The organism is Paenibacillus sp. J22R56 (assembly GCF_056269375.1).
On sequence record NZ_JBWDNV010000006.1, the window covers coordinates 266,235 to 291,578 of the forward strand.

The following is a 25,344-nucleotide window of genomic DNA, read 5'->3' on the forward strand; positions in this document are numbered from 1 at the left end:
ATTTTTATAGGTTGATCTAGACATATTGCAAACGGTTTCGTACGATAGATACAGATATTTATGTGAGGTTATAGAAGGGGGTATACCGATGAGCATCAAACGAAGCACTTATGTCATGTCTGCGGATTCCTTTTTCGAACCCGGTGTACCACTCTATGTAAACCGCGCTTATGAAAGCTTCGATATGGATGAGCATTCACATGAATTTGTCGAAATAACGTATGTCAGCGAAGGAGCTGGCGTTCACTATATTGCCGGTGAAACCGTCCCCGTCGAGCATGGCACTTTGTTTTTCATCCCCGTTGGGCAAAGTCATGTGTTTCGGCCCAAGACGCCAAAAAAGGACCGGCCTCTTATCGTCTATAACTGCTTACTTCCAGCTGCGTATTTGACCGAGTTGCACAACGGGTTCCCCTATGCTGCAGAGATTTTTAATTGTTTTGCAGATGAGAGGCTAACCTGGTTTTCCATAAAAGATCCTACAGGCGAATATCATGCGATGTTTCGTGAGCTCTACCAAGAATTCGCGGCCAGACCTCCAGGTTACTTAGTTGTTCTCACCACTCTCGTCATGCGTATATTAACTGGCTTGTATAGGCACAAGCTGCAGATCGAATCACCGATAAGCGAACGGCCGCAGTGGATAAGCGTTGATGAAGCAATTACTTATATTGACCGTAATTATGCTTCTGAACTTAGACTTACCGAGCTGGCTGCCCAAGCGAGGCTTAGTGAGCGGCAATTCAGCCGCCTATTTCGTCATCAGACAGGTATGAGCTTTATCGAATATGTTCAAGGGATCCGAATGGATGCTGCATGCCGATTGCTTGCAGGCAGTCAAAGTCAGGTGGAGGAGATTTCTTCCGCGGTTGGATATGCTGACATGAAGTTTTTCTACCGGCTTTTCAAGAAAAAAACCGGGGTTACCCCCCGGCAATATCGTGATTCTATACGTGGGGACTAATTTTTTCTACAGATGATTAAGCCATGAGTACTCATACCAAGAATACTGCTCTCTCTGCATGTCAGATAATGATAATTCATCCAGGAATGAAACTCTACATCACTCAATCCATCTACGTAGTCTTGTATCGTATGACTGATTCCATCAGTACCTACATGATCAACGAGTGAAACATCGTAATCTAGCATGAACGCTTCAATCTCTGGTGGCGAGGTGAAATAGGCATCTGTCCAAAAACAATCCTCGTCCCCAACTTGAATTACTCCTTCATTTATAACCTTATGAATTACGCTGTCTCTAATAAACTTCTTATCTCTTGTAGCCAACATTGGCAGGACAGGAAACTTGTTAATATAAGCGATAGCAAGAATCCCACCTGGCTTTAGAACCCTGAGACATTCGCTAATGCAGCTATTGCGGTCATTTTCACTCGTCAGATGATACATCGGTCCAAAGCAGAATACAACATCAAATAGGGAGTTATCGAACTTACTTAAATCCGTAGCATTAGCTAAATGTGCTTGTATAGGAACACCTGTGTCCTGACTCTTCTGCGTCATATATTGGATATGCTTCGGAGTAAGATCCACGGCAACAACCTCATGACCACGCTCTGCATAATGGAAAGAGTAGGCACCAGTGCCTGCACCAACATCCAATATCGTTGAACGTCCCGGCAGCATACTCTCCATGACATGATTGGTTGTGTAAAATTCAATCTTTCGTGAGTTTCTGGAGAATCTAGCATCCTCGTCGATCAACTCGTAATAATCGGATACGTTGTTCATCTAGCGACCACTCCTTCTTTTGATATTTCTACCACAATTGGGTATTTTGTGAATTATATCGGACGAGTATCTTTTTATCAAGAATAAAAATAAAAAGCCGCGGTTTACGCGACTTACAATACATATATAGCAGCTGCTATTGCAAAGCAGATTACTCCTAAACCAGCAGAAATCGTTGCAATCTTTCTCTTTATTTTTCTCTCAGACGGCACCTCTGTATTGAAATTCGCCCTTTGCTGATCAGCCGTTGTCCATGCTCCAACCATTAATCCACTAATAAAAATAAAAGCACAACCTATGTAAATGAACCACATCATGTTTTGTATTGAACCTCCTTACCCTTATTGTTTGTCCCTAATTTCAACTAGGACTTCTTCAATCCGTCTCATTCTGCTTATTCCACACTAATTTTAACATTTTAAAATAATTATACCTCCAACTTTATTCTCATTGTTAAAGTAAAAGCCCTGAGATCTAATGATCTCAGGGCTAGCTAATCTCATGACAGCGTTATCACAAATATACTTAATCCTGCTTGATTCTGAACGAATCCCCGTCATCGACGATATCATATATTTTGCAGCGTGATGCTGGCATCCGGAACGGAGAATGCAAGATTAGCTTCCACTCGCCTTCGAAGGTTTGGAACAACATGCCATGCCCACTGTCGTCAAAAACAAGAGGTTCAAGCTGCTCCCATGGTCCTTCCAGCTTACCACTCGTAGAACGTGCGATTGTCTGGACGTAGCTCCCTTTGTCGTATGTAGACCATAACATGACTAATCGATTATTCTTGGTTCGATATAACTGACAGCCGTCCGTGACATAGATGGATTGAGAGCCGTCAGCCGGATGATCTCCGTTATCCCATGGCGCTGCAGAACCATCAAAGAGATGAATTGGATCAGAAGCCCGATCGGTTAGATCATTCGTTAATTTTACTGCCTCGATCGTGCCATCTGCTGTCTGTACCCATTCATGGCAATAGACCATCCAAGGTACTCCTTCTTCATCTACATACAAAGAGCCGTCCAATGTCATATGCTGTTCCGGAGGTACTGGCGCTTCTTGCTTTATAATCTCGAATGGTCCTTCTAAGGAGTCGGATACGGCAATGACGGAACCTCGCCACTGGAGGCGATAACCGCCATGTCCTTCACCTTCGAGCGCTCTATCGTTATTATGAAGCGTAACAAATAGATAATATCGTCCATTATAAGCATGAACTTCAGGTGCCCAAGCGCCATGCTGCGGATTAGCCCAAATGCCGTCAGGGATAGTAAAGACAACATAAGGTCCTTCCCAATTATCCAAGTCTTTGCTCTTATAAGTTAAAACACCATATCGGTTCACGCCATGTATTCTTGGGCCACCGCCCGTATACAAATAATAGGTTTGTGTTGCTTGGTCCGTTACAATAAACGGATCATGAGCTGGAATATCGGTTAGAAAATGACCTACTTGCGGATTGGCAACATCAGAAGCGGAATTATACACGTTCATTAGAACAATCCCTTCTCATAGTATTTTATGCTTAACCTTCAGTAGATTTCTTTGTCTCTGCCCTTAATCCTCTTTCATGAAACTAAATATTAGGCTTGTTCTCCCAGTCTTACTTCACATCCAAGAACTGCTTCCTGTACTCCCCTGGGGGCAACCCCTTCTGCTCGGTGAACACGTTCGTAAAATAATGGACAGATTGAAACCCTGAATAAGCTGCGATTTCTTTCAACGAAAAGATGGATGTCTTCAGCATCATCTCCGCATGCTTCAGCCTCTCATTGCGCAAATAAGTGAGAAATGTGTCTCCACCATCGAGTTGAAAGAGCCGGGACATCTGACGCGTGGAGAGGTTCATATATTCGGCAACTTCCTCAATTTTCAGCGGACTCGACAGGTTGTCTCTTATATATTGTTTGGACAGACGTAAAATTGCGGAACGGGTCTCGCTACTTGGCTTGGCAACGTTTTGACTTCTATTACTATCGTCTTTGACAAACGGCCGTAGAAGACCAGCCAGCAGTATACCAGCCACAGTATGCAATTCTTGGAGTTCTCCATAAGGCCGAGAATCAGCATGTTTATAAAGGCCCAGCCAATAATGAATTACGCTGTTATCCACTTCCATGCAGACTGGTCCTGTATCCAAATTAGCACTGTACAACGCGAAGTCTTCTTCCCGGCACTGCTCTTTCTCCAATTCGTACGCCACATAGATCAGCCCAAGGCCCGTCGTGCTTCGAATCTGATGCCAGACGCCGGGTCTAGACACAAACAACGAACCTGAACGAAGCTGATAAACGGTATCCTCATCCTGGTATTCGCCTTCTCCCGATACGACGTAACAAACCTCGTAAAAGGAATGCTTATGAACATTGTTATTGTAATGAGGATCTCTCCAACCCCAATAATAGATCCGAAACGATAGGTTACTCGATTGACATTTCGTCAACATCTCACTAAGAAATGCACTTCCCGCTTCAAAGCCTTCCGTATTCATAAAAACACCACCTTGGCGTAAATTCTTAAAACAACGTCTCTTTTCAGTAAATACAGTTTCGTTTGAATTTCCTATAATTCGAGTATAAGTAATCGCTACCATATACTTCAATACAAGGAGCTGGAAAAAAGTGATTAATCAGGCTGATGTGGAATTTTACAAAACAAATGGGTATTTGCTTGTAAGAGGTGTGTTCTCCCAAAATGAAGTTGAGCAAATGAGAACGGCAATCGATGGCATCCTTCATCGTGCCGCACAAACGAAGTTTGATTCTAACGCAACTTGGCAAGGTGACTACCTTCCTCCTGAGCAAATGAAGAAGCTTGTCCTGAAAGGCTTCCATGATGTCCATTATCAAGATGCTTCCTTCACTCGTGCAGCTATTCATCCAAATATGGCGTCTGTTCTCTCCCAACTGATTGGTCCTAACGTTCAACTGCACCATAGCAAGATGCTCGTAAAACCACCTGAAAACGGTGCTGCATTCCCGCTGCATCAAGATGCACCTTACTTCCCTCATGCTAGTCACTCCATGTTGGCAGCAAGTGTTCATCTGGATGATTCCGATATGGAGAACGGTTGTCTCTGCGTGATTCCGGGCACTCATAAGAACGACATCATGCCGCATGTAGGCCGATATTACCTAGATCATAAGGAATACCCTCTATCGATGGCAACTCCCTGCCCTGCCAAAGCTGGGGATGTTTTATTCTTCAACTACTTGACGGTCCATGGCTCTGACGTCAACCGCAGTACCCGTAACCGCCGGAATGTGCTGTACCAATACCGTGATCCGATGGACATTCCAACAGCAGATGTTCATGTTAACTGGGGTCAAGGCCTTATGGTATGCGGCGAGAACCCTCAATACCGGGAATACCATGCGAACCATACGCTTGCAGCAAAATAAGAATAATAAAAGGCAGCCATCGTGGCTGCCTTTTCTCATAGTGCATTTCGCACATCGTAATCGCTCATATCCATATCTAATTCCAATTCTGCAGCTAACTTCGCTAGCTGGCTGCCGATAAACGGACCAGTTGTTAATCCGGAGGCACCAAGCCCGTTCGCTGTAATAAGATTATCCCAACCAGGAACTGTACCTATAACCGGAAGGAAGCCCGGCGTAAACGGCCGGAAGCCTACTCGTACTTCTTGGAAAGTACTATTAGCCAGATCAGGTGCTAATGTGATTCCTTTATTCAAAACTTCCTGCATCCCGCCTGCAGTAATTCTTGTATCATATCCCTCAACATCGTTTTCGTGAGTGGCTCCAATAACGATCTTCTGATGATCAAATGCAAGCAAGTACTGATCAGTAGGAGGAATAATAACAGGCCAACTGCCTGTATCTTCATAGTTGTCTTGAACCTGAACATGCATGATCTGCGCTTTCTGATAGGTGACTTTGAGATCTATACCAAGCGGCTGGAACAAGTGCCCTGCCCATGCCCCCGCACAGACAATCACCTTATCTGCTTCGTAGAGGTCTTCATCAACCGTAACTCCTGTTATATGGTTAGACTTAACCTCAAGCTCAGCATCCCCATGAATCAAAACTGCTCCATGCCTTTGTGCCGAACGAATTAGTGCATCCCGAAGCGCTCGACCGTCTACACGTGCGGCTCCGCTAATATGAACGGATGAGTAGCCATCCGCAAGCAATGGAAACCGTTCATGGGTATGGTTCTCATCAAGCTTCGTAATTTCACCGATTTCCGGTGCATCCTGTAATCGATTCGAGGCCCGTTCCACCATCTTATTAATTTTCTCTGTGTCCGTATGAATACTAAGGGCTCCAACCCGGGCATAGCCCGTATCGGTTTCCCCTTCTTTCTCAAGAGCTTCGATCAACTCGGGATAATAACGAGAGCCTGCTTTCGCAAGCCGATACCAAGCCTGATTCCGCCGTTGAGATATCCAAGGACAAATAATGCCGGCAGCAGCATCCGTAGCTTGTCCTTTATCTTTTCGATCGATTAGCAGCACTTCTGCTCCTGTTTTAGCGAGATGGTAGGCAGTAGATGCACCAAGAATCCCTGCTCCAATAACGATGACTTTCAATTATGTTCACTCTTTTCTACGTCTCTATTTGCTGCTTTTTAGTTTAAGGTAGGTTGCTTTATCGGACACGACGAATAATCTGGCATCTTGCGGAATCGGTTCGTTCAATTTGCGGTTGATCCCAAGATCACCTTTGTCTGAAAGAAGAGTTGCCCCGTATTCCAATGTCCCTAGAAAAGCATCTTTGTAAGTTTTCCATTCCCGCTTCACCGGAATCTCATATATATCATCGCCAACTTCTCGGCTGATCAGTTGGTTAATAATCTCTGAACTCCCTTGCTGTAAAGCAGCTCGAACAGCAAGACGAGATACGGCATCATACGACAGTACAAAATCATTCACTTTTACATGGCGGAAGTTTTTCGTATTCTTATCCTGAGTAATCTCAACTGTCGTGTGAACGTTCGGGTGGAGACGTTCAATGCTAGATGCAATTAACAGTGTCTTGCCGTCAGTAAGCGCAGGCTCATCAATACGAGTATCTGCGAAAATAATGACAGCCTTCGCTTCCCTAATCATTGCTTTCTCAAGGATCTCTTCCGAGGACGGATCGCCGCTTATAAAGTGAATCTCATGACGGTCCAGAATGGGATGCTTATCCGATTCATCTATTATGACGATATGCGATGATGGAGAGAAGGACAGGATTTCCTCGATAGCGTACTGGGCTTTTTTACTCCAGTTAATAATAATGATGTGATCTTTCCCATGAAAGTTCAATTTTCCTGCCTCCCAATGTTTGTAGATAGTTGCAAACATATCTATGACTTTACCAATAATCAAGCTGAGAAGACCAATGCCAAACACATAAATAAATATCGTGAATGCTTTACCAATATAGGTCTTTGCAAAGAAATCTCCGTAGCCAACGGTCGCCATAGTCGTCATCACCCAGTAAAGGGCATTAAACCAGTTATGAAAAGTGGATGGTTCAAGTGCATAAGCGATGGTGGCGCTGCCGAACACGAATGCGAATACAACAATTAGGATTGTCGTATTTGGTACTCGCAAGACCTTCAGCATTGTCCTCATAAAAAAAGGCAAGAAATAGTCCTCCTTTAATTCAATTAACGACCATTAAATAGGTAGCCGCTCGTTATGTGAGTCCAGCCAAACTTTTCATAATAACCTTCCAGATCAGTACAAAGATACAGGTTGTTGTATCCTAATTTATAAGTTTCTTTGCGCGCATGCTGGAGAAGATATATTAATTCTACCAACTGGGGATATATCCCTTTATATGTCTGCCTGTCTACTGTTTAACGTGTTCATAAATTATTAAATTATTTCATTTCCAATAGTGATTCTTTTAAACGCTTAGGAAGTTTTTGAACAACTAAATCATAAGAATGGTCAATCATAGCAAAGACATCTGACTCTAGCAAGGTTGATCCGATTGTAATTGTATTCCAGTGCTTTTTGTTCATGTGGTATCCTGGACTAACATAATCATGCTGCTCTCTCAAATTATCCGCAATCAATGGGTCGCACTTCAAGTTTATGTAAAAATTTTGACCTTTGTCTTCAAAAATAAGGGCGAACATTTTCCCTGCGACCTTGATCACTATTGGGTCGAATCCAAAAGGATATTCCTTAGTTGCGCCTTTCTTCTTTAAACAGTATTCAATGATTGTATTCTTCAATTTGGATCTCCTCCTTATCGATGACTATATATTACTTTACGTATTTTCAGTAAAAACGGTAGCCGAACTTCTGCCCGGCTACCGTATCAATTTTCAATTTATTGCTATGACTTCATTTCGAACCTCGTTTGGAAGCACATTCGAAATCGTCCCAAATGATTCGCTCTCATTTTTGTATCCCGTTTCGGTATACATTCCATCGATATCGATGCGCCCTGACCGATGGACCCCATTCCCGTAAGGTTCTATGTAGTGGTAGAGAAAAGGCTTGTTGATTTTAGGTGTCGCTCCTGTGCGATCCTTAAGTTTATCCGCAAATAATTGTTCAATGGCATTACCTTCTATTTGTTCGACGTGAGCCTGCCAAGTGGCCACAAAAAAATCATCCTTATACTCAAAATAAGTAATCGTTTGGTTATTTTCGATCAAGAAAAATCGTAGCGCCTCTCCTTCTGGAAACAGGAATGCCATGCTGGAAGCAGGTTGAACTGTTTTTATTGGGGTATGTTCATAATTGCGTAATCCATATGCACCCATATTACCTATCAAAATGTTTCTGCTTCTCCCTAAGTCACCCGAGAGGATCTGAGCGTAGTAATTCTCATTGTACTTACCTGCATACGGTGATTCGATGGATACGGTATTGTTTTGGTAGCTTACCTCATAACCAAGCTGCTGTGAAATAAACCGCAAAGGTACATAAACGCGATTATGAATGATTCTGACCGTAACATCTAACGGAAAATAACCGTTCATCTCACTAGCGGCACTATTCTCAACCCAAGCTGTCTTTTTCCCAACAGTCAACGAAGCCTTCTTTGACCACTTGGACACGATAGCCATCTTCTGTTGCTGCCTCCACTCGACTGAGGCTCCAAGCGATTCTGAAACCGTACGAAGAGGAACCAACACCCTGCCCTGAACGATAACAGGTGCACTGTCAGTTTGTACTAACTTATTCTTTACTTTAATACTGATATTTTGTGCTGCTAGAGCAGTCGAATTGAAACAAATCATACCAACTACAGCGCACGCAATGATGAACTTTTTCATTTTATTTAACTTCCTTTATGTTGTGATTACTACAACGTTGATTGTTGCAAACTTTCCCTGCTAATTCCAGTGCTTTTCCATAGCTTCTTCACAACGAGAAAAGCCATTTCTCGCATAAAAATTCACGCTATCGCTACTTGGCCATAGAATAAGAAACTCAACCTCATTCTCTTTTGACCATTTTTCCATAGCGTGATGTATCTTTGATCCGATACCTTGGTTTCTATAATTAGGGCATGTATAAACATTGGTAACGTATCCGTAATAAGGATCTTGGGATTTCCCTGGTCGCGGGACTTTATGTATTAATTGCAGATACATATGCGAGACGATACGTTCATTAATTTCTGCAACCCAAATATACCAATCTCCGCTTTTGATTGCTTTTACCAAAAACTCACTACAAACCTGGTTAAACTCCTCATATGTAACTTTATTATCTGTACATTCCCCTTCCGAGAAGTCCCAGCGCATTTGAACAAGCTGCGGTACATCTTTATACGTGGCCAAACGAATGAGTGTCATACGATCCCCCTCTGAACTGCTTACCATTTAGATTAATGACGCGTAATCAGTTGAAAAGTTACGCTAAACTCTATTTACTTCTGAATGCTTCAACACAGTTGTATCATAAAAGTTGGTTTCAGTACTTATCAACTACGGCACCAAGCATAGCTGCTTTTACATACTTTTGTCCCTGGAGCGCCTTTAGGCTGTCAGCCGTTCCTGTCACAACGACGCCAATTATACGCACGTCACTTATATTGGGCTTTTCCTTATCCTTACGTAAATAATTATAAATACGTTCATATTCCTGCTTATACTTCCTATTTGCATGCAGCCCAACTTCCAGCCTATCAAGGAATTTTTTTTCCGAGACATCACTATCCTCCGAACCAACTCCGAAACCATAAACACTGCGCTCTGAATCTGGAAAAGGATCTACAGAAGTACCATCGGGCATTTTATGGGCAAGATATCGTTTCATATCTGAATAAGTATCCACCCAGTACCAAACCGCATGCACATTTTGCGGCAGCATTGCTTTGATCTGCTCCACGGTGTAATTAGTGTCAAAGGATATACCCATCTCAACCAGCTTTTTCCCATCTATATCAGTAAGGTTAGTAATTTCATTCATATAATTTGCATACTTCACATTTGGAAGGTAGAACTCCATTTCTCGTTCTCCATTGTAAGGATTGAAACCACGTAAGTAATGAAAACCTTCCGCTTGCATGCCTGGATCCGATATAGACAGAGCAGAATTGTTGCTAGAGCGAGAAAAACTTCCCCACGAACTAAACTTGTAATTCTCCTCATCCCAAATAACTGGAATCCCTTCTATCATTTTGTAAATCCGGTATTCGAGCGTACCATGCAAAAATCCATAGTTAATTGTGGAGCTAAATAAATATTGATTGGGACCGCTGATTTCCTTTAGCATCTCAATGTCGCGCTGTGCTTTTTCCGAGCTTCTATTCTGCAACTGCTGATTGGCAAACCAACCCCCTACGAGAATAATTAGAGTAATGCCCAATGAGATACCCGCGTTTCTCGAAATTGTTCTACGCCGTGCTTTTTTTATTAGTGCCGACAGTTTTTCTCTATTTTCAAAAATCCCTTCATGATCGTTCATCGTATCGTCCTCCATAGTTTCTCTGAAATTGCTTGCGTGCCCGATATAGATAAGTCTTCACCGTTTCCTCGCGAATCCCTAATAGATCTGAGATTTCACGATAACTAAAGTCCAGCTCGTATTTCAAAATGATTAACTGCTTGAAAATAGGAGATAACGATTCCATCACGTGCTCAATCTCTTCTCTTTGCTCGTTTCGCAGCAAGATCTCTTCTGGGATCTCACTGCCTCCCACAACGTCCTCATCGATAGACCACTGTATTCGTTTTTTCTTCCGAAGCAAGTCGTAATACCGATTAAGCGCGACCCGATACAACCATGCAGAAAATTTATCAGGTACAATGGAATCCAGATAAAGAAGTCCTTTATATACCGTATCCTGGACAATATCTTCAGCGTCTGCATGGCTTGCCCCCAGGCGTATCAAGTACCTCTGAATATGCTTCATTTTTTCCTGCAGTAGCTGTAACATCTGCTCGTCCACTTCTAACCTCCCTCCAAGCTATACAACGTCTTGGTGAGCAATATGTATACAGTTTTCGAACACAAAAAAATAAGAAGCAGCTGCACAGCAATCTGCTCCTTTGATATAAAACTCTATTCAAATATTTTTCTCATCATGAAACTCAATACAAAAAGGTTGGATTTCAGGTCTTAAACAGTACTCTATTCTTTGTCTAAAATCTTTCCATTGCACTTTATTTAGTGCTTCATTAATAGGAAAGTATCCCGTCTCCAAACTTTCTTCAGAGGATTGGATTAATTCTCCACCTATTGGCTTCGCTAGGAATAAGGTGTTACAGATTGAATTTTCTACGTTTTGGAATATCCCGCAGAATTTGATAATTTCAATGTCTATCCCGGACTCTTCTTTTGTTTCTCTTATTGCAGCCTGACTTAAGGATTCCCCTTCTTCTACTTGACCACCAGGCATCTCCCAGCCTCTCCTTGGTCCCTTTATAAGTAATAATTCATTCTTTTCATTCACAACAATTGCTGCTGCAGAAACGATATGTTTTGGTGTACTCATTGAATTACTCCTTGAAAATAATGGGATTATTTATCATTTTCCTTATCGTGTTGTTGAGTCTTATTATTTTGTCTACCAAATACAATGGCAGCATGAAAGATTATTTCTCTATTGGTGATTTCTCTTTTTCCCATTCAGTAGGGCCTTCATTAATTGGAATGAACTTTCTCCAATACTCGCCTGTTTTCTGGTCGAAGAAAATTAGATTACTATCGTTAGCATTAATTAATTGGTAGCGATATTGCTCTTCATTAGTTGAGTTAGATTTATTAACAGTGACTCCTAAAATATATCCTATCAGTAAAGCTCCTATAATAATCAACACTAATGGAATTCTTTTGCTATTGTTGTTCATTTTTTATACTATCCCCTCGTAAGTGTTCCGTTTAGTATTTGTTATTCATAATTCCAAATCAGCTGACCTTTTCTTATTTTGGCAGCGTAAATCATTTGTCCCGTATGGTAATGGACCTCCCTAAACATGGCCATCATTAGATTCAATGCAGTCGTCTCGTTATTTACCTGGCTATATGTAAGAGGTGGCCGGTTTAGGAATGGTTGTGACATTAATAGCTTTGGTGAGGATTTCAGATGTTCAAGATATTGTATAAGGATGTCAAACGAATCTCTAGTATCTATCATTGCTTGCTCTTTAGACATCTTTAATCCTTTTTCAAATTCCTTGTCTCTATCTCTTGTGTCGGGAATATCTAAGAGAATAGTTTCAATTCGTGAATGTACAGCACCTCTAATATGAGCAATTAAGTTAGCAATACTGTTACTTTCCGATGTCGGACTCGAAGTAATGTCCTCCTCAGATAATTGTTCAATCGCTTGAAGGGTCCACTTCTTTTCTGACCTAAACTTAACTAACATGCTTTCAATAAGCTCTAAAGCTATTTCCATACGAGACCCTCCTAGTAGTATTTACTGCTTAATATAAGTATCTCCTAAATCCATTAACCCTCTTACAAAGATACGCTTATGATCTTTATCGCCTTTATACCCATACACCCATTCTGGCCAAATGTAATCGGTTATTCCCCTTTTTCTTCCTTCAAAAAAAGCAATACCGATTGTCTTGCCGAGTTTATCTGAGTCGGAATTCTCATATACATAATGATTTTTCTCAAATACTATTGTGTCACCTCTAATTTCGTACATATCTACCCAAACTCTAGTATTTAGAACATAAAATAAAGCGACCACAAGAACGAGTGAAACTACTGAAAGCCATATTCTCCACCTTTTCACTAACAAACCTCCTAAAAAAGCAGCCGGTCAAAGTTCCCGATTTATTAGACTACAATACTAAGTGAAAAGTTTCATTTAATAACCAATTTAGTTTAATGTTGACACTGCATAATCTTATTATGGGATCACTTTTTGAGGTAAGGGACTATCGATGGGTTTGAAAAATCTGTCGCATGTGATATATTTCAATTCGGAAAAGTATGGAAAACGAAAGTGTCTAATCATGTTTTATAGAAAGGATTATTTTAAAAAGTGAACAGAATAATGAAATTTACAACATCTGCAGTAACAGCTGCTACTTTATTGGTTAGCGTATCGTGTGCATTGACTACCGACAAAGCTTCTCCTTTATCAAGTTCTACTCCAAGCAAGAGGACTCAAGTTGAAATAAATACTAATAATACACAAGACGTGATTTTCAATAATGCCCTTAAAGATGGAGTAGAGCAATTTTTCACTATCCCAGTAAACTACGGTTGGGTCAAAGTCCGAGTTAAAAATAAAACGAAGTCGGCCATGACAGTCCGAGTTACTCGAGGCAGTCTTACAGGAACTCAGAAGATGTTATTTAAAGTGGCACCTGGTACTCAAAGATATGTCACCGCAGATAAATCATGGTCAACTGGAATTTTCTACGTTGCAATCTCAACTAAGAATAGTGCAGCCCTGACTGGTGAGTTGTCGGTTAAATTAGCGAATACAAAAAACGCTCTATAAATTATTACCAAACACGACAGCAACCGATTACTTGTCGGCCGCTGTCGTGTTTGATTTGGAACTATTGACTTTCAGGTCCATTATTACCTAATTGATTCCATTCTTGTGGTAGTCCGAACTCTTTTATTAGTGCTTCTATCTCGTTTTAGGTATAGACCTGGTTTCTGTATATCTTCCCATCTTGGTATCGCATCGTTGGAAACAAGTCCCCATAAGTAAAACTGATTGTATCCGGATTGAAATTAGTAATAGGGAAACGAAGTTCTCTACTTTTTTCATACCATTCTAAAAGCCAGGGGAAACTAATTCAGCTTATTCGGGTTCTAAATCAGATAAATTTCGAAAAGCTCCAGTAGATTCTTCATAATTGTGGTATAGGAAATCAATCATTATATCCCCCATTAATTCAGACAGTACCTGACTCAAAAACGAAGACAGGACCATTCCATTTCTCATTTTGCAGAAATTTCTCTTGATATACATTGTTTTTATATTTAGAAATTACATGCTTCCAAAAGGTATAAGCAGGCTGGTTTGCTGCTGTCTGCCTTACTTCCCAAGCACCAGTGAACCGTACAAAGAGTAAATTCGCAACATGACTGCCTACCCCATTACGCCGGTACTTTCTCATAATAAAAAACTCACTAATTACGTTTGTTTTTTCTGCTGTACTCAATTTCATATATTCCTTAGGCACATCTAGGCTTACTAAAACAAAGCCAGCAATCTCCCCATCAACCTCTACTATAAACGGACGCCGGTACTCGTCTGTCCACTGATGGTCGAAGTATTTGTATAAATATGAACCGTGATTATTTAGGACATGTCCATCAAACTCACTACTGTCATAACGGTATAGCTGAATAAGATTGTAAAGAACTGTTTTATCTTCATACGGAACCAGCACTATTTCAATTCTCATTTGACTTCTCCTCTGCTCAGTTAATTTTACCATTAACTTATTTCACTTCTAAGTTTCCAAGACTCTTCTGCCAAATTAAGCAGAGCTTGAGCGACTAACAATAAATGTCTTAATTTATCTTTCTGGCTTCTTTCACCATCTTCTTCTACGTTACTGATTAACTTATCAATAACCATGATAAACCTAAGTGATGCACTAGCAGTAAACCCGAATCGAGCAAGTTTGAGATTCCCCTCCCACCCTTGATCTCTAAGTCCTTGAATATAATTTAAAATTAACTCTTCCTTATACTCTTCTACCATTTCAATTGGAATTTTATTCTTTATTAGCGCATATCCAAACATTCGACCGAGCTCTTCTCCTACACCAGAGATACTTGCAAACTGCCAATCGATCGCTATTAACGAATCGTTACCATTCAATTGCTCTATAAAAATGTTATCCCAGTGCGCGTCTTGATGGGCAAAAACACGGGGCAATACTTCTATAGAATCCAGTAAGCTACTTACTCGTCTTCTATTGTTTAGATAAAGCCCCCATATAGAGCTATTACCATTAAAATCCTCCAGAAAAGAATCCCAAATCAGTTTTTGCTCCTCGATAGATTTAGCATAAGAAATACAAACATCTACCCAAGAACGCAACCAAGTTTGGCATAAAAAAGACTCAGTAGGAAGAGGTGTACCAGTCATGTAAGCTCCATTGTATTTTCCGAGTAAGTAGGATATGTTACACATGTGCGCGAATGACCAGTCCCTTTGAATAGATTCGATTGCTATATCCTCGAGCCACATCCAGACACTTCCATCGAGATGTTCTTCTACAAGATGGCAAATAGGGGCTTTAGTACCAAGTGGTAATTGACTGAGTATCCCTGAACGATAAACCAAAGCTTCTCGTTTCCAGTAGTAGTAGTGATCAACTTGATCTCGTATAGGATCGGGTTTTAATATTTTGAGTATAAGTGCATAATTTTGCTCTCTATCGTTGTCTAGAATTGTACAGGATACCCTATAAACTGCACTCTCCCTCTTGTTTTTTCCTAGTGGGCTGCAAGTCCAGGATATAATCTGTAAACTTGTAGAAGGTAGAATTCGCTGTAAAAGTGATTGCAAGTAAGCAGGATCAATGTAAAATTCTTCTCCTATGTTTGGGGTTATCATCATTATTTGACCTCAATTCTTGGAAATAAGCACCTATTTAGAATACGTGAAAAAGCCACTGATTCCTTCCTGACAATTTCATCAAACTTCCATTAACGTAAAAAAGCCACCGATCATGCTGGCAGCTTTGTAGAGAAGCGAATATAAAGTTACTTTTACAACTTATTCAACAGTACTAATTGTTCTTTTGTAAGAATATGCAATAACTCACCGTTACACTCCTCGTAATCACCTGTTAAACCCATTAGTTCGCGATCAAAGATAAAGCCTAGTTTTTTAAAGACTCCTAATGATGCAGTATTCTGAGAATTGGCCTTAGCGTACAATCTGTCTAATCCAATGACTTCGAAGGCATAGGATGCCAACGCGGTAGCCGCTTCAGTTGCATAACCATTCCCCCAATAGTCCCGGCCAATCAAATAATACAGTTCTTTATCAGGCGCACTAAAATCGAGTACACCAACACCACACCAGCCGATGAACGCGTCTGTTGCTTTGCTACGAATAGCAAATGAGTATTTAAATGGCATAGTGACGGGCGTGTTGTAACTGTCGATCAGCCACGTGAATAGTCCTTTATATTCTTCGAGCGATAAAACTCCCATATTCATATAAGTGAACAATTCTGGATTTTGCATCAGCTCAAATGATTCCATCAAATCACTTTCAATATAAGGGCGAATGATTAAACGCTCTGTTTCCAAGCGCATCGTAGATAATTCGGTTTGCATATTGTTTCTCCTCTTGTATGTAAATGTTAAATATTATTCATCAAAAAACTATAGTTCGAAATATGGCATACCCACTCCTCACTTTCCACGCATTTTATCTATTAGCATAATCTGTTATCCAGCTAAGATACAATGGATAATTTGATTTTAATTGAAGTTAACATAATCCAACGCCCTCAATTTTCCCGTTAGCGCAACGACCTCCTTGTTGTAGATGAATTATCCAGTATGGTATAATTTAAAAAAATGGAAGAAGGGATAAACAATGAACGCAAAAACAAACCTTCGCCACCAACGTTTTAACACAGCTCATAACAAGCATAATCAACGAGTAGCAGAGTTTCACAAACGTCACGCTGCTCAACTCGCAAACGGCGAGAATGGAAATAGTTTACTATCAAGATGGGAAAGATTTGTTTATAATAAAGCATTGGAAATTATGAAATTAATTAAAAAATAACTCAAATTAGAGGCTGCTCCTATGGGGCAGTCTTTCATTTTACCAATGCGTCAATAAATACCCATAAAAACTTGGTATACTATTTGTTCCGCTATATTGCTAATAAAAAGGAGCAGTTGCCGGTTTGACAAACTGCTCCTTTTTGGCTGAACTAACGTTCCCCTTAGCGTAATAAACTTTGTCTTAAGTGCGAATACATTGTTATACTCAGTTCTTGGCTCCAATGCTATCAATTAATTATTATCAAGTCTGTAATGAGAATAATTAATCCCACAGGGATCTCGACTAGTTGCCATTTGGTTGTTATCAACTAAGGATCATAGCACCTTCTTAAAGACTACCCTGATACCATTGCGACCATCATAATCAAGACTTACTGGCAAACCGTCAATTTCTTGTTTCTGTGGTTCAATTACAAATCCCATACGCGTATGGAATGCTATAGAATCCTTCTTTCTAGGAGCTGTAACACATCGAATTACATTTCTCCCCAGCAATTCGACGCTCTTAAAAAACTCTTCGTATAGCGCTCGTCCAACACCTTTCCCTCGCAATGCTGGATCAACCATTACAATTCGAATATAAGACTCATCTGATTCAGATTGTGACAAGAATCCAATAATAAATCCTATCATTTTCCCGTTTTCTTCAGCTAAATGGCAAGTATCCCGAAAGTGATGGATATACCATTTTGAAAACATGTCACTCGAATAATTGCTACCCCACCAATTTGAGGCTACCGCTAAAATTGTTTTGCAGTCCTCTGGTTCAATATGCCTTATGTTCAAAAGCTGTCCCCACCTCGTTTTCTTTGATAACAAATTACATACATTCGCTCAATTTCCCTGTAACGCTTAATGAAAAATGGAGCAGCTGCCACGGGAATACTGCTCCTTCGATTGTTGAAGAACTATCGTTCCCAGTCAGTTCAATAAAACAATGAAATCAGTCACAAAAACAGGAATTTAAATTACAGCATGTAATGTTTTAAAATCAGCATCCCATCGCTTTAGTAAATCATTGTTATCAGCTGTTAAAGTTGTAAGTAATTTATCTAGCTCCGCTTTTGCCAATCGATAATCGTCATTAGTTATTTTTTCGTTATTTAATGCATTTAATAATTCATCTTCATCCAGCACAAATATCTCTTTGTTAGGTAACACTACAACATCGAGGAAAAGGTCAACAAAAAAAGGTACTCCCTCTTTTGTCAGATCATTAATAAAAACAACAAGTGTTACATGTCCAGTAAAATCCACTTCATCGATATGCATATGTCTGTAAGTTTTCTGTAGTATTCCTCTCCAATGAGATAGATCACCATATTTTCTCTTCACTTTTAAATCCCTCTCGTTTATCACTTGTAAGATTAAAATATATTCGTCAAATATTTACATTCCCCTTTTTCACTTATCCGGCAACGACCTAGTGATCTAACCTCCCGTTGATTGAAGAACGTAACTTCACCAGCTAATTTAGAAATCAGGTATAAAATTATCTCTTATACTCATTAATCCATCTCCATAAATCACTTCTATTTCATGCTCTTTACCCTCGCTGTTCTCTATCACGAAAGTAAAATGATTTGTATAACGGACTGACATGTTACCCGAATCAAATAAATTCTTATAATTTCGTATTACCTCATCAGCTACCCAATCTGGGACAACAAGATCGTCGGGGTTTAGAAAACCAGCCAATTCGATTGTATTCTCTTTATTAATAAGGTTAATATATTTAAGGACCATTTTCTCTGCATAAGGAAAATACCGTAAATAAGGATTGCTGTAGACAATACCTCCGTTTTGATAAAGAATAACTAACGAATTTTTATCATAATACTCCTTAAAATTCTTATCCACCAAAACGAATTCATACTGCCCACCTTCAGGATACATTGCAAGTCCAGTATCATTGATTTGTACAGATAATGTATCTAGGTCAAAATTTAAATCGAAACCTTCAATTATTGTATTTACTTCTTCAAGATCTAGTGGAGAAGATGCGGAGGAATTGAGTAAATGCAATAATTTATCTGCATCTTTTTCTTTAATAATTTCTAGGAGCAGCTGGGCTGCTTTTGTCGCATTCTCTTCATCAGTGCTGATATTCTCATGGGTCGAAAAGGGAGTTTGCAATTCTTGTACGACGTTTTGTTCTATTCCTGTTGACGTCACTGTATTGTTTCTTCCTTCAGTGACATCATGAGTATTTGTTTCCAAGCCATCGCTTCTTTGATTCATACAGGCAGTTAATATCAACATCAGCAGACCCACAATGAAGCCCAAGCGAATCAATTTTACCACTCCCCTATATCCCAAATTTCTAGAGTTTTAAACTGGAAACATAGTTGCCCTAGACACTTGTAAAATAATAACAAATATTATAACGCTAAGAATGAACAAATGTTGCATTAATCTGCCCGTTAACGTGATAAAGCTGCCGATAATGCCGGCAGCTTCTGTCGTAGTTGTATTGGGAGCTATCGTTCCTCTTTAGCTTAATGGATCTTCTTGAACCTTCCTTTAATTCTCCAAATTATTATTAAGATTACTATTACGAAAGCAAAAGCGATTACAGTAAATACTTATCTTTCCATTCAGGTTCAGTTAAGCGATCTAGGATTTGAATATCTTTACTTGCCTCAGTTATCAATTTATTTCCGCTACAAAGGCTGGTTGTTTCTTTTCCTTTAGAATTGAATGTATAAATTAAATACTTATTTCCTACTTCAAACTCTGTCCCACACATACCATTAAAACCACTATATACATAACCATCTACGAGCGTACCTTTCCAAACCTTATCCACACTAAAAATATTTCCGCCTTCTTTATCTTTACTAACCAACTTACCTGTGAATATGACGCTAGCTTCTTCGAATTTTTGTTTAATACTTGGAGAACTGCAACTACATGCAAACACCGTGCTAGGGCGTATTACATTGAAGCTGATAATAATACAAATCAATATAAGAACAGATAAGATTCTTTTCATTCAAACTGTCACTCCGTCCCAGTTTGTGTAGTCGAAGATATTGACGTTACCTGGAAATTATCGCTGCGCAATCCTATATATTATTTGAGAAAAGGCAGCAGCCGGTCAGTATTGACAGGCTGCTGCACTGTTTTTGTTGAACTATTGTTCTTCGTTAGAGCTTATTAATTGATTACTTTCCACCAAATAAACCACTTCTTAATTAGATAAACATTTCCTTCCCACTTCGAATATTCAGATTCAAGTTGACTTATCATGAACTCGGTTATTTCACATAACGTGATGTTCACGAAGTTCAAATTTACTCCATCTCAAAAGTATTCTTGAAGTCGTCATTCAACTATCCTGCCCAATGATTAACAAACATTCCAAATTCAAAAGGCTTTAAAGATAAGCGAGTCATCTATCTGCAAATCACACCGAAAGTGGAATACTCCATCACGGAATACGAAATGAGCCTGTCTCCGATTTTGGAAACCTTACATCAATGGGGAGTGGCCCATGTTGAGCGAAAGCAGCTCAACATGGAGAACAATGAACAAACAGAAACGGACTAGCGTTCGACATTACGCTAGTCCGTTTCATTCTGCTCCTAGTCACAATATAACGAAAGTATTTACGAGGCATGTCTGGCACCCCGGCCTGCCAGAACATAAAGAAAATCGATCATATTGCAATTGTTTCAACTATCATTCTAATTTTCTTTTTTACCCAGGTTCTCACTACTCATGCCTAGTCGGAACACGTTTGCTTCTCCAGTTACTTCAAATTTTATTTTTGGAAATATCTCGTTCCAATCATTTCGGTATTTTGTAGTCCAAATTTTTGGATAGGCACGATACGCTTGCAATCCAAATCCTATGGCATCACTATTATTTTGCTGCATCTTATTTATAGCGAGATTAATATTATCGACAACATGCTGTGCAATGCTCTGCTCAATTTGATTTCGTTGCTCCGAATAGCTATAATTTCTTTCCAGATTTTTATCTTCTTTAATACTAACCTTCACTCTAGAGTGAATACGATAGGATAACTCTTCATTCTTAACTATCGGCTTAATACTTATTTTCGCCTGATTAATTGTTACTGTTAAATAACTCCCATCTATATTAATTGTCTCATCATAATTGCGAATTGACTGATTGAGCAGCCGAAAACCTAATGCCGAGTTCCCTGTTAATTCCCCAGTCATTCTTCCATTATGAAAAAGAACAAAACCATCACTCAGAATATCCTCAGATTCCTGCCCTTCTATCTTTGTTTTCACCTTCTGTACATATGGGAAATAGGCATCATCGCCTATAGTAATTAGTTTGTAGAGAATTTCCTTTAGATTAATACCAGCGCTTGTTTCTGATTGTAATTCTTCCCTCATCGATTCTGCAGAGAAACGTTCAAGGCGTGTATCGGCGTTAAGCATATCAAGGGCACTACCTTCAGAAACTGCAATAAATGTGGATAATCTCTTTTCTGGTGTACGGGTAATAGCATCTATAACGGTTTCAATGCCCCCTGTTCTTGCTAGCTCCTCGCCAACGATTATTACACGTCGATGGCCAAAAAACAGATGTCGAGAGAGACGAAATTGAAGTTTCGAAACTGCTTCGCTAACTGTTTTACCTGTCTCTGTCTTAATGCTGTAAGGTTTTTGTCCACCGGATCCACCTCCACCACCCGTATTTCCCATATTACCCGTAAGTGGGATAAGTACGCTGATACGAATATTGTCTCCTTCTTTATCAGCTCCACCTGCTAATACAAACGCAACGTCATTAATCTCACGACGATCCCAGCAGCCGGTCAGCATGAGAAGAATAACCCAAATTATACTAATGCTTATAGCACGGCTTAAATTTCTTATCTTCATTGCTGTATTGGTCAATCCTCCTTGCTTGCCTTCAAACATTAACTCCTCAATAAATTTGGATTAAATTGGAGCATCCTTGAATAACGTGTTTAACCAATCTCCCTACAGCGTAATGACACTATTTCATTCATGGTTATAATTACCTAAACTTTCTAAATTATGATTATCGTTTTTTATATTCGCCCAATAGTCGATTAACGTAGTTCCTTGTCGTCTTTGAAAATAATCTAAGGCATTAATCATTTTATTAATATCTTCTACCGAAGTATTCTTTGGCGTTAAACTTAGTTTCTTCCATGCAAAGCCAAACACTGTTCTTAACTTCTCTAAAACATCTTTATTATCATCATAATTAATTAAATGAAGCATTCCATACTTATCAATTAAATGTCTAGTTTCCTCTTAAAGGTGTAAATTGGGGTGTGTTACAAAATAGGGCGGAGTACCGTCTTACATATGTGTCAACGTTAAGCCTGGAGTTGTGAAAAGTATTTGCACATGAAACAGCCGCTTTGCAGAAAAGAAAGGATGTAATTATGTATCAAGGAAAGTTACGGAAAATTACCATAATACTGTTAGTATTATATACCGTATTGACCTTCTTTTTTTTGTATATAGGTTTCAACAGAGCTTCTTTCCTTCAAGGTTCTGGCATGCGTTATAGTCTAATGCCTGAAGGGATTCCTTTACATTTTCCAATGGGAAGGGACTTTCAAATTTGGTTTTTTGAGTTGGGCAATTTTGTAGCATTTATACCTTTCGGGATTGTCATCCCCCTTCTGTTTCGCTGTAATTTCATTCGATTTATAACCTTATTTATTCTGTCTATTACGATTCTTGAAATCTTGCAAATGCTTTCTCGTTTAGGATCCTTTGATATTGACGATATCATCATTAATACATTAGGAGCGGCGGTAGGATTTTGGGCACAGAGGTTAGTGCACCGTGACCGGGATAAATTTAAAGGAATTTTTCGAATCATTCTAACAGCCACCGTACTTTCGATTGGAGTAATTGCTTTTGTAGGCGGCATCAATAATTATTTAGAAAAGGGAGGCGGCCAAGTCGTAGCCCTGAATGAATTTGCATTAAAAGATGGAGCTGTAATCTGGGATGAAACCCTCTTAAGTTTTACAGTAGACCGACAAAAGGTTGAGCCTCATATCAACATTTACAGTAGAAAAAACACAAGAACTAACGAGTTTACGTATCTTTTAAATGGCAAATATACAAAAATGACAGGCTATGCCGCTATACCGGATGATGTAATTAACTCTGCAAGCAAGGGGAGAAGCGATATTATTTTCATCGCAGACGGCAATGAAATTTGGTCACTGGGTTTATCGGCTAAAAGTGGAGAGAATCAACCTGACTCTTTTCAATTCGCTTTAAACCGAGTAAATGAACTTACCATCAAATTAATAAACGATGACCCAAATCCGATTGCCAATGCCGTGATGTGGGACATTACTCTTACTGAAGTCAACATGGGGCAAAAAATTATCAACAGTATAAATGAAAACTTGATATCTCTGTTCTAACAAGTGTCATATCAAACTATCCTGCCCAATCGTATAGCGTAACAAGTCGCCAACTAATCGGCAGCTTGTTGCGCTAAGGGGCATTTAGATATTTATCAATTACCTTGCCATTTGAATACTATGAATCAACCATTTAACTCAAAATGAGCCTGGCGCTCCCCAAAGCTGATCCTCATTCATGCCCGTTGTTTCTTTCATTAGCTTCCAGAATGAATCCGTTGATCCAAAATCAGCAGGACAATGAATAATGACATCTCTCGGTACTCTCCCGTTATATTAATAACTCCACAAACAACAATTAATTATCCGCCGGATCATTTTCTCAATCTCATCATTCGACTCAAGATTTCTGTGCTATATCAATGCCAGATTAAACTCTTAAAAAGTTGTTTCCGAGACGTTTGGATCATTTTTAAATTAAAAAAATTGTATCTTTAGCATATAGCTGCTCCATCCGCAAATATAGTGACAAATTCCATATCTCTTTGTATGATTGTAATGGAATTATTTGGTGAGGATGTGTATCTATATGAAAAAGAATTCTCGTAAAATTGTGTTTGCAGTCTTGCTGTCCGTAATTATGCTTTTTCAATTTGCTCAGGTCTCGGCTGCCGATGGAGAAATCAAATATGACTTTGATCGAATTGAAGTCGTATATGCTGCTGAATTTGCTGTATATCCCCGCTATGCCGCTGACGATCATTGGCTGACTACAATTGCAGGCGGAACGGACAAGCCGGTTCAAATCCTATACGGTATCGTGCATTTGTTCACAGGCGACCAATACATCGAAGAGCAGTTTATAAGAATGTCCGGAGAAGGCGGATCGGAGCGCTTCTTAAGCAATTCAATAAACAATGAGTTTGATGAGACTAGTATGCTGAAGAAACAAACTTCCGTCCAGTTCTGGTCTGGAAAAAAATTGGATGAAAGTACGGTCGTAAAGGATTTTAATGAGCCAATGAAGTCGGTTACTCTTATCCAATCCTTCAACCCGCAAGGAATGTTGACTGAATATCAACTGAACGCCTCTTCACTCTTTTTGATTAATAACCCGCCTGCTCCAGACTACTACGTCAGCTCGTATATCTCCGATCTCTCGAGTCTAGTCCATACCGGAGAAATAAACGGCGTGGAAGTTGAACAAATATCGGAGACGCCAGAACCAAAGCTTGAAGAAGTAACCTCTAATTATTCAAAACAAATTCAATCGGATCAACTACTAGAAGAAGTATCTATCCTTTCCGCATTCGATTCCACAAATTCCAGCCAACGTACGCAACAAGCGGATACGTTGAATCAGCTTGGCCTATTTATGGGAACCAATTACGGGTATCAATTAGGGGCCCCCATAACTCGCGCGCAAGGTACCGTTATGCTGCTTCGACTTTCCGGCGAGGCGGACGACGCCGCAAGAGTACAAATGAAGTCCAGCTTTACCGATGTAAAAGGCTCACACTGGGCTGCTCAATCCATTGCATACGCAGCTAGCAAGGGTTATGTCAAAGGCATCGGGAATGGCTCTTTTGCTCCAGATCGTTTAATGACGGGCAAAGAATTTTTGACCTTAATCAACCGATTGCTTGGATATTCCAACGCAACGACTTCGAATGCAGCAGAATTGTCACATAACAACGGAATGCTGACAGAGGACGCCGCTTCGCGGCTTGCCAACGCTAAGCCTTTCCTTCGTGGTGATATGGTCGAAGTTGTTTACGCAGCTTTGCAGACAAAGCAAGCCGGCATGACCTCGACACTGCTCCAATCGCTCGTTGAAGATAAAGGTTCGATTAGCGTTGAGTTGGCCACTGCCAGCGGACTGTATAAGCCAAACGCGCCTGCTTACTTTATTCCGAAACCAGGCAGCAATCCGATGGATTCGATTGAGCAATCAATTCGGCAGAAGCTTGATAGCAGGTGATTCATTGGATGGAGTATCACCTTGCCCTTTCATACGAGTTCTCAAAGTTATAAGCTAAAAAACCTTCCGTCGAAACTCGAAACGGAA

At 39.9% G+C, this 25,344-nt stretch carries 30 protein-coding genes; 7 read left to right on the top strand and 23 right to left on the bottom strand.

Going from position 1 to position 25,344, the window contains the following annotated elements; all coding sequences use genetic code 11:
* Positions 1-88 precede the first annotated feature (88 nt).
* On the top strand, positions 89-964 hold the full coding sequence (locus AC0YNT_RS16255; RefSeq protein ID WP_475805559.1) for a helix-turn-helix domain-containing protein: 876 nt from the start codon (positions 89-91) through the stop codon (positions 962-964).
* Here the strand turns inward: AC0YNT_RS16255 and AC0YNT_RS16260 are convergent.
* From AC0YNT_RS16260 to AC0YNT_RS16275, 4 genes are all read right to left on the bottom strand, one after another.
* Positions 961-1,752 carry a class I SAM-dependent methyltransferase gene (locus AC0YNT_RS16260; RefSeq protein ID WP_475805560.1) on the bottom strand — a complete coding sequence of 264 codons (792 nt, stop codon included), beginning with the start codon at positions 1,750-1,752 and terminating at the stop codon, positions 961-963. The genes AC0YNT_RS16255 and AC0YNT_RS16260 overlap by 4 nt on opposite strands.
* Positions 1,753-1,865: 113 nt before the next feature.
* Entirely contained in the window at positions 1,866-2,069 is a 204-nt protein-coding gene (locus AC0YNT_RS16265; protein ID WP_475805561.1) for a DUF5316 family protein, read from the bottom strand.
* Positions 2,070-2,277: 208 nt separating this feature from the next.
* Positions 2,278-3,255: a glycoside hydrolase family 43 protein gene (locus AC0YNT_RS16270; protein WP_475805562.1), complete on the bottom strand. Its 978-nt coding sequence runs from the start codon at positions 3,253-3,255 to the stop codon at positions 2,278-2,280.
* 109 nt (positions 3,256-3,364) lie between these two features.
* Complete coding sequence (locus tag AC0YNT_RS16275) at positions 3,365-4,252, bottom strand: helix-turn-helix domain-containing protein (protein ID WP_475805563.1); 888 nt, start codon at positions 4,250-4,252, stop codon at positions 3,365-3,367.
* 130 nt (positions 4,253-4,382) lie between these two features.
* Here AC0YNT_RS16275 and AC0YNT_RS16280 point away from each other — a divergent pair, with 130 nt between their 5' ends.
* Positions 4,383-5,162 carry a phytanoyl-CoA dioxygenase family protein gene (locus AC0YNT_RS16280; protein ID WP_475805564.1) on the top strand — a complete coding sequence of 260 codons (780 nt, stop codon included), beginning with the start codon at positions 4,383-4,385 and terminating at the stop codon, positions 5,160-5,162.
* Between the two features lie 35 nt (positions 5,163-5,197).
* On the opposite strand, the gene AC0YNT_RS16285 is transcribed toward AC0YNT_RS16280, so the two are convergent.
* From AC0YNT_RS16285 to AC0YNT_RS16335, 11 genes are all read right to left on the bottom strand, one after another.
* On the bottom strand, positions 5,198-6,316 hold the full coding sequence (locus AC0YNT_RS16285; RefSeq protein WP_475805565.1) for an NAD(P)/FAD-dependent oxidoreductase: 1,119 nt from the start codon (positions 6,314-6,316) through the stop codon (positions 5,198-5,200).
* Positions 6,317-6,340: 24 nt separating this feature from the next.
* Entirely contained in the window at positions 6,341-7,360 is a 1,020-nt protein-coding gene (locus AC0YNT_RS16290; protein WP_475805566.1) for a potassium channel family protein, read from the bottom strand.
* 239 nt (positions 7,361-7,599) lie between these two features.
* Positions 7,600-7,959 carry an MmcQ/YjbR family DNA-binding protein gene (locus tag AC0YNT_RS16295; protein ID WP_475805567.1) on the bottom strand — a complete coding sequence of 120 codons (360 nt, stop codon included), beginning with the start codon at positions 7,957-7,959 and terminating at the stop codon, positions 7,600-7,602.
* 93 nt (positions 7,960-8,052) lie between these two features.
* Entirely contained in the window at positions 8,053-9,012 is a 960-nt protein-coding gene (locus tag AC0YNT_RS16300) for a copper amine oxidase N-terminal domain-containing protein (protein ID WP_475805568.1), read from the bottom strand.
* Positions 9,013-9,072: 60 nt separating this feature from the next.
* Positions 9,073-9,537, bottom strand: a complete 465-nt coding sequence (locus AC0YNT_RS16305) for a GNAT family N-acetyltransferase (protein WP_475805569.1) — start codon at positions 9,535-9,537, stop codon at positions 9,073-9,075.
* Between the two features lie 118 nt (positions 9,538-9,655).
* Positions 9,656-10,651, bottom strand: coding sequence for an anti sigma factor C-terminal domain-containing protein (locus AC0YNT_RS16310; RefSeq protein WP_475805570.1), 996 nt, complete (start codon positions 10,649-10,651; stop codon positions 9,656-9,658).
* Positions 10,638-11,135, bottom strand: coding sequence for an RNA polymerase sigma factor (locus AC0YNT_RS16315; RefSeq protein WP_475805571.1), 498 nt, complete (start codon positions 11,133-11,135; stop codon positions 10,638-10,640). Before AC0YNT_RS16315 ends, AC0YNT_RS16310 begins: the two co-directional genes overlap by 14 nt.
* A 117-nt stretch (positions 11,136-11,252) precedes the next feature.
* Positions 11,253-11,681, bottom strand: a complete 429-nt coding sequence (locus tag AC0YNT_RS16320; RefSeq protein WP_475805572.1) for an NUDIX hydrolase — start codon at positions 11,679-11,681, stop codon at positions 11,253-11,255.
* Between the two features lie 100 nt (positions 11,682-11,781).
* Positions 11,782-12,036 (bottom strand): hypothetical protein, encoded by a 255-nt coding sequence (locus AC0YNT_RS16325; protein WP_475805573.1) that lies wholly within the window; start codon positions 12,034-12,036, stop codon positions 11,782-11,784.
* 41 nt (positions 12,037-12,077) lie between these two features.
* Complete coding sequence (locus AC0YNT_RS16330) at positions 12,078-12,587, bottom strand: DinB family protein (RefSeq protein WP_475805574.1); 510 nt, start codon at positions 12,585-12,587, stop codon at positions 12,078-12,080.
* Positions 12,588-12,608: 21 nt separating this feature from the next.
* Positions 12,609-12,935 carry a hypothetical protein gene (locus AC0YNT_RS16335; protein WP_475805575.1) on the bottom strand — a complete coding sequence of 109 codons (327 nt, stop codon included), beginning with the start codon at positions 12,933-12,935 and terminating at the stop codon, positions 12,609-12,611.
* Between the two features lie 264 nt (positions 12,936-13,199).
* Between AC0YNT_RS16335 and AC0YNT_RS16340 the strand changes: the two genes are divergently transcribed.
* Positions 13,200-13,652: a hypothetical protein gene (locus tag AC0YNT_RS16340; protein ID WP_475805576.1), complete on the top strand. Its 453-nt coding sequence runs from the start codon at positions 13,200-13,202 to the stop codon at positions 13,650-13,652.
* A gap of 406 nt (positions 13,653-14,058) precedes the next feature.
* Here the strand turns inward: AC0YNT_RS16340 and AC0YNT_RS16345 are convergent, their stop codons facing one another.
* The 3 genes from AC0YNT_RS16345 to AC0YNT_RS16355 all read right to left on the bottom strand — a co-directional run bounded on the left by AC0YNT_RS16345 (position 14,059) and on the right by AC0YNT_RS16355 (position 16,468).
* Entirely contained in the window at positions 14,059-14,574 is a 516-nt protein-coding gene (locus tag AC0YNT_RS16345) for a GNAT family N-acetyltransferase (protein ID WP_475805577.1), read from the bottom strand.
* A gap of 32 nt (positions 14,575-14,606) precedes the next feature.
* A complete protein-coding gene (locus tag AC0YNT_RS16350; protein WP_475805578.1) occupies positions 14,607-15,740 on the bottom strand; it encodes a hypothetical protein in 1,134 nt (377 codons plus the stop codon).
* 152 nt (positions 15,741-15,892) lie between these two features.
* Complete coding sequence (locus tag AC0YNT_RS16355; RefSeq protein WP_475805579.1) at positions 15,893-16,468, bottom strand: GNAT family N-acetyltransferase; 576 nt, start codon at positions 16,466-16,468, stop codon at positions 15,893-15,895.
* 265 nt (positions 16,469-16,733) lie between these two features.
* Between AC0YNT_RS16355 and AC0YNT_RS16360 the strand changes: the two genes are divergently transcribed.
* Positions 16,734-16,928: a hypothetical protein gene (locus tag AC0YNT_RS16360; RefSeq protein ID WP_475805580.1), complete on the top strand. Its 195-nt coding sequence runs from the start codon at positions 16,734-16,736 to the stop codon at positions 16,926-16,928.
* Positions 16,929-17,245: 317 nt separating this feature from the next.
* Here the strand turns inward: AC0YNT_RS16360 and AC0YNT_RS16365 are convergent, their stop codons facing one another.
* From AC0YNT_RS16365 to AC0YNT_RS16380, 4 genes are all read right to left on the bottom strand, one after another.
* Positions 17,246-17,716 (bottom strand): N-acetyltransferase family protein, encoded by a 471-nt coding sequence (locus AC0YNT_RS16365; protein ID WP_475805581.1) that lies wholly within the window; start codon positions 17,714-17,716, stop codon positions 17,246-17,248.
* Between the two features lie 177 nt (positions 17,717-17,893).
* Positions 17,894-18,265 (bottom strand): DUF402 domain-containing protein, encoded by a 372-nt coding sequence (locus tag AC0YNT_RS16370; protein ID WP_475805582.1) that lies wholly within the window; start codon positions 18,263-18,265, stop codon positions 17,894-17,896.
* Between the two features lie 138 nt (positions 18,266-18,403).
* Entirely contained in the window at positions 18,404-19,225 is an 822-nt protein-coding gene (locus AC0YNT_RS16375) for a hypothetical protein (RefSeq protein WP_475805583.1), read from the bottom strand.
* Between the two features lie 277 nt (positions 19,226-19,502).
* Positions 19,503-19,925 (bottom strand): hypothetical protein, encoded by a 423-nt coding sequence (locus AC0YNT_RS16380; RefSeq protein ID WP_475805584.1) that lies wholly within the window; start codon positions 19,923-19,925, stop codon positions 19,503-19,505.
* A 401-nt stretch (positions 19,926-20,326) separates the two neighbouring features.
* On the opposite strand from AC0YNT_RS16380, the gene AC0YNT_RS16385 reads away from it, so the two are divergent.
* Positions 20,327-20,482, top strand: a complete 156-nt coding sequence (locus tag AC0YNT_RS16385) for a winged helix-turn-helix transcriptional regulator (protein ID WP_475805721.1) — start codon at positions 20,327-20,329, stop codon at positions 20,480-20,482.
* A 137-nt stretch (positions 20,483-20,619) separates the two neighbouring features.
* On the opposite strand, the gene AC0YNT_RS16390 is transcribed toward AC0YNT_RS16385, so the two are convergent.
* Complete coding sequence (locus AC0YNT_RS16390) at positions 20,620-21,834, bottom strand: Ger(x)C family spore germination protein (RefSeq protein ID WP_475805585.1); 1,215 nt, start codon at positions 21,832-21,834, stop codon at positions 20,620-20,622.
* 497 nt (positions 21,835-22,331) lie between these two features.
* Here AC0YNT_RS16390 and AC0YNT_RS16395 point away from each other — a divergent pair, with 497 nt between their 5' ends.
* On the top strand, positions 22,332-23,336 hold the full coding sequence (locus AC0YNT_RS16395) for a VanZ family protein (protein WP_475805586.1): 1,005 nt from the start codon (positions 22,332-22,334) through the stop codon (positions 23,334-23,336).
* A gap of 529 nt (positions 23,337-23,865) precedes the next feature.
* Positions 23,866-25,257 carry an S-layer homology domain-containing protein gene (locus AC0YNT_RS16400; RefSeq protein ID WP_475805587.1) on the top strand — a complete coding sequence of 464 codons (1,392 nt, stop codon included), beginning with the start codon at positions 23,866-23,868 and terminating at the stop codon, positions 25,255-25,257.
* The last annotated feature ends 87 nt before the right edge of the window (positions 25,258-25,344 follow it).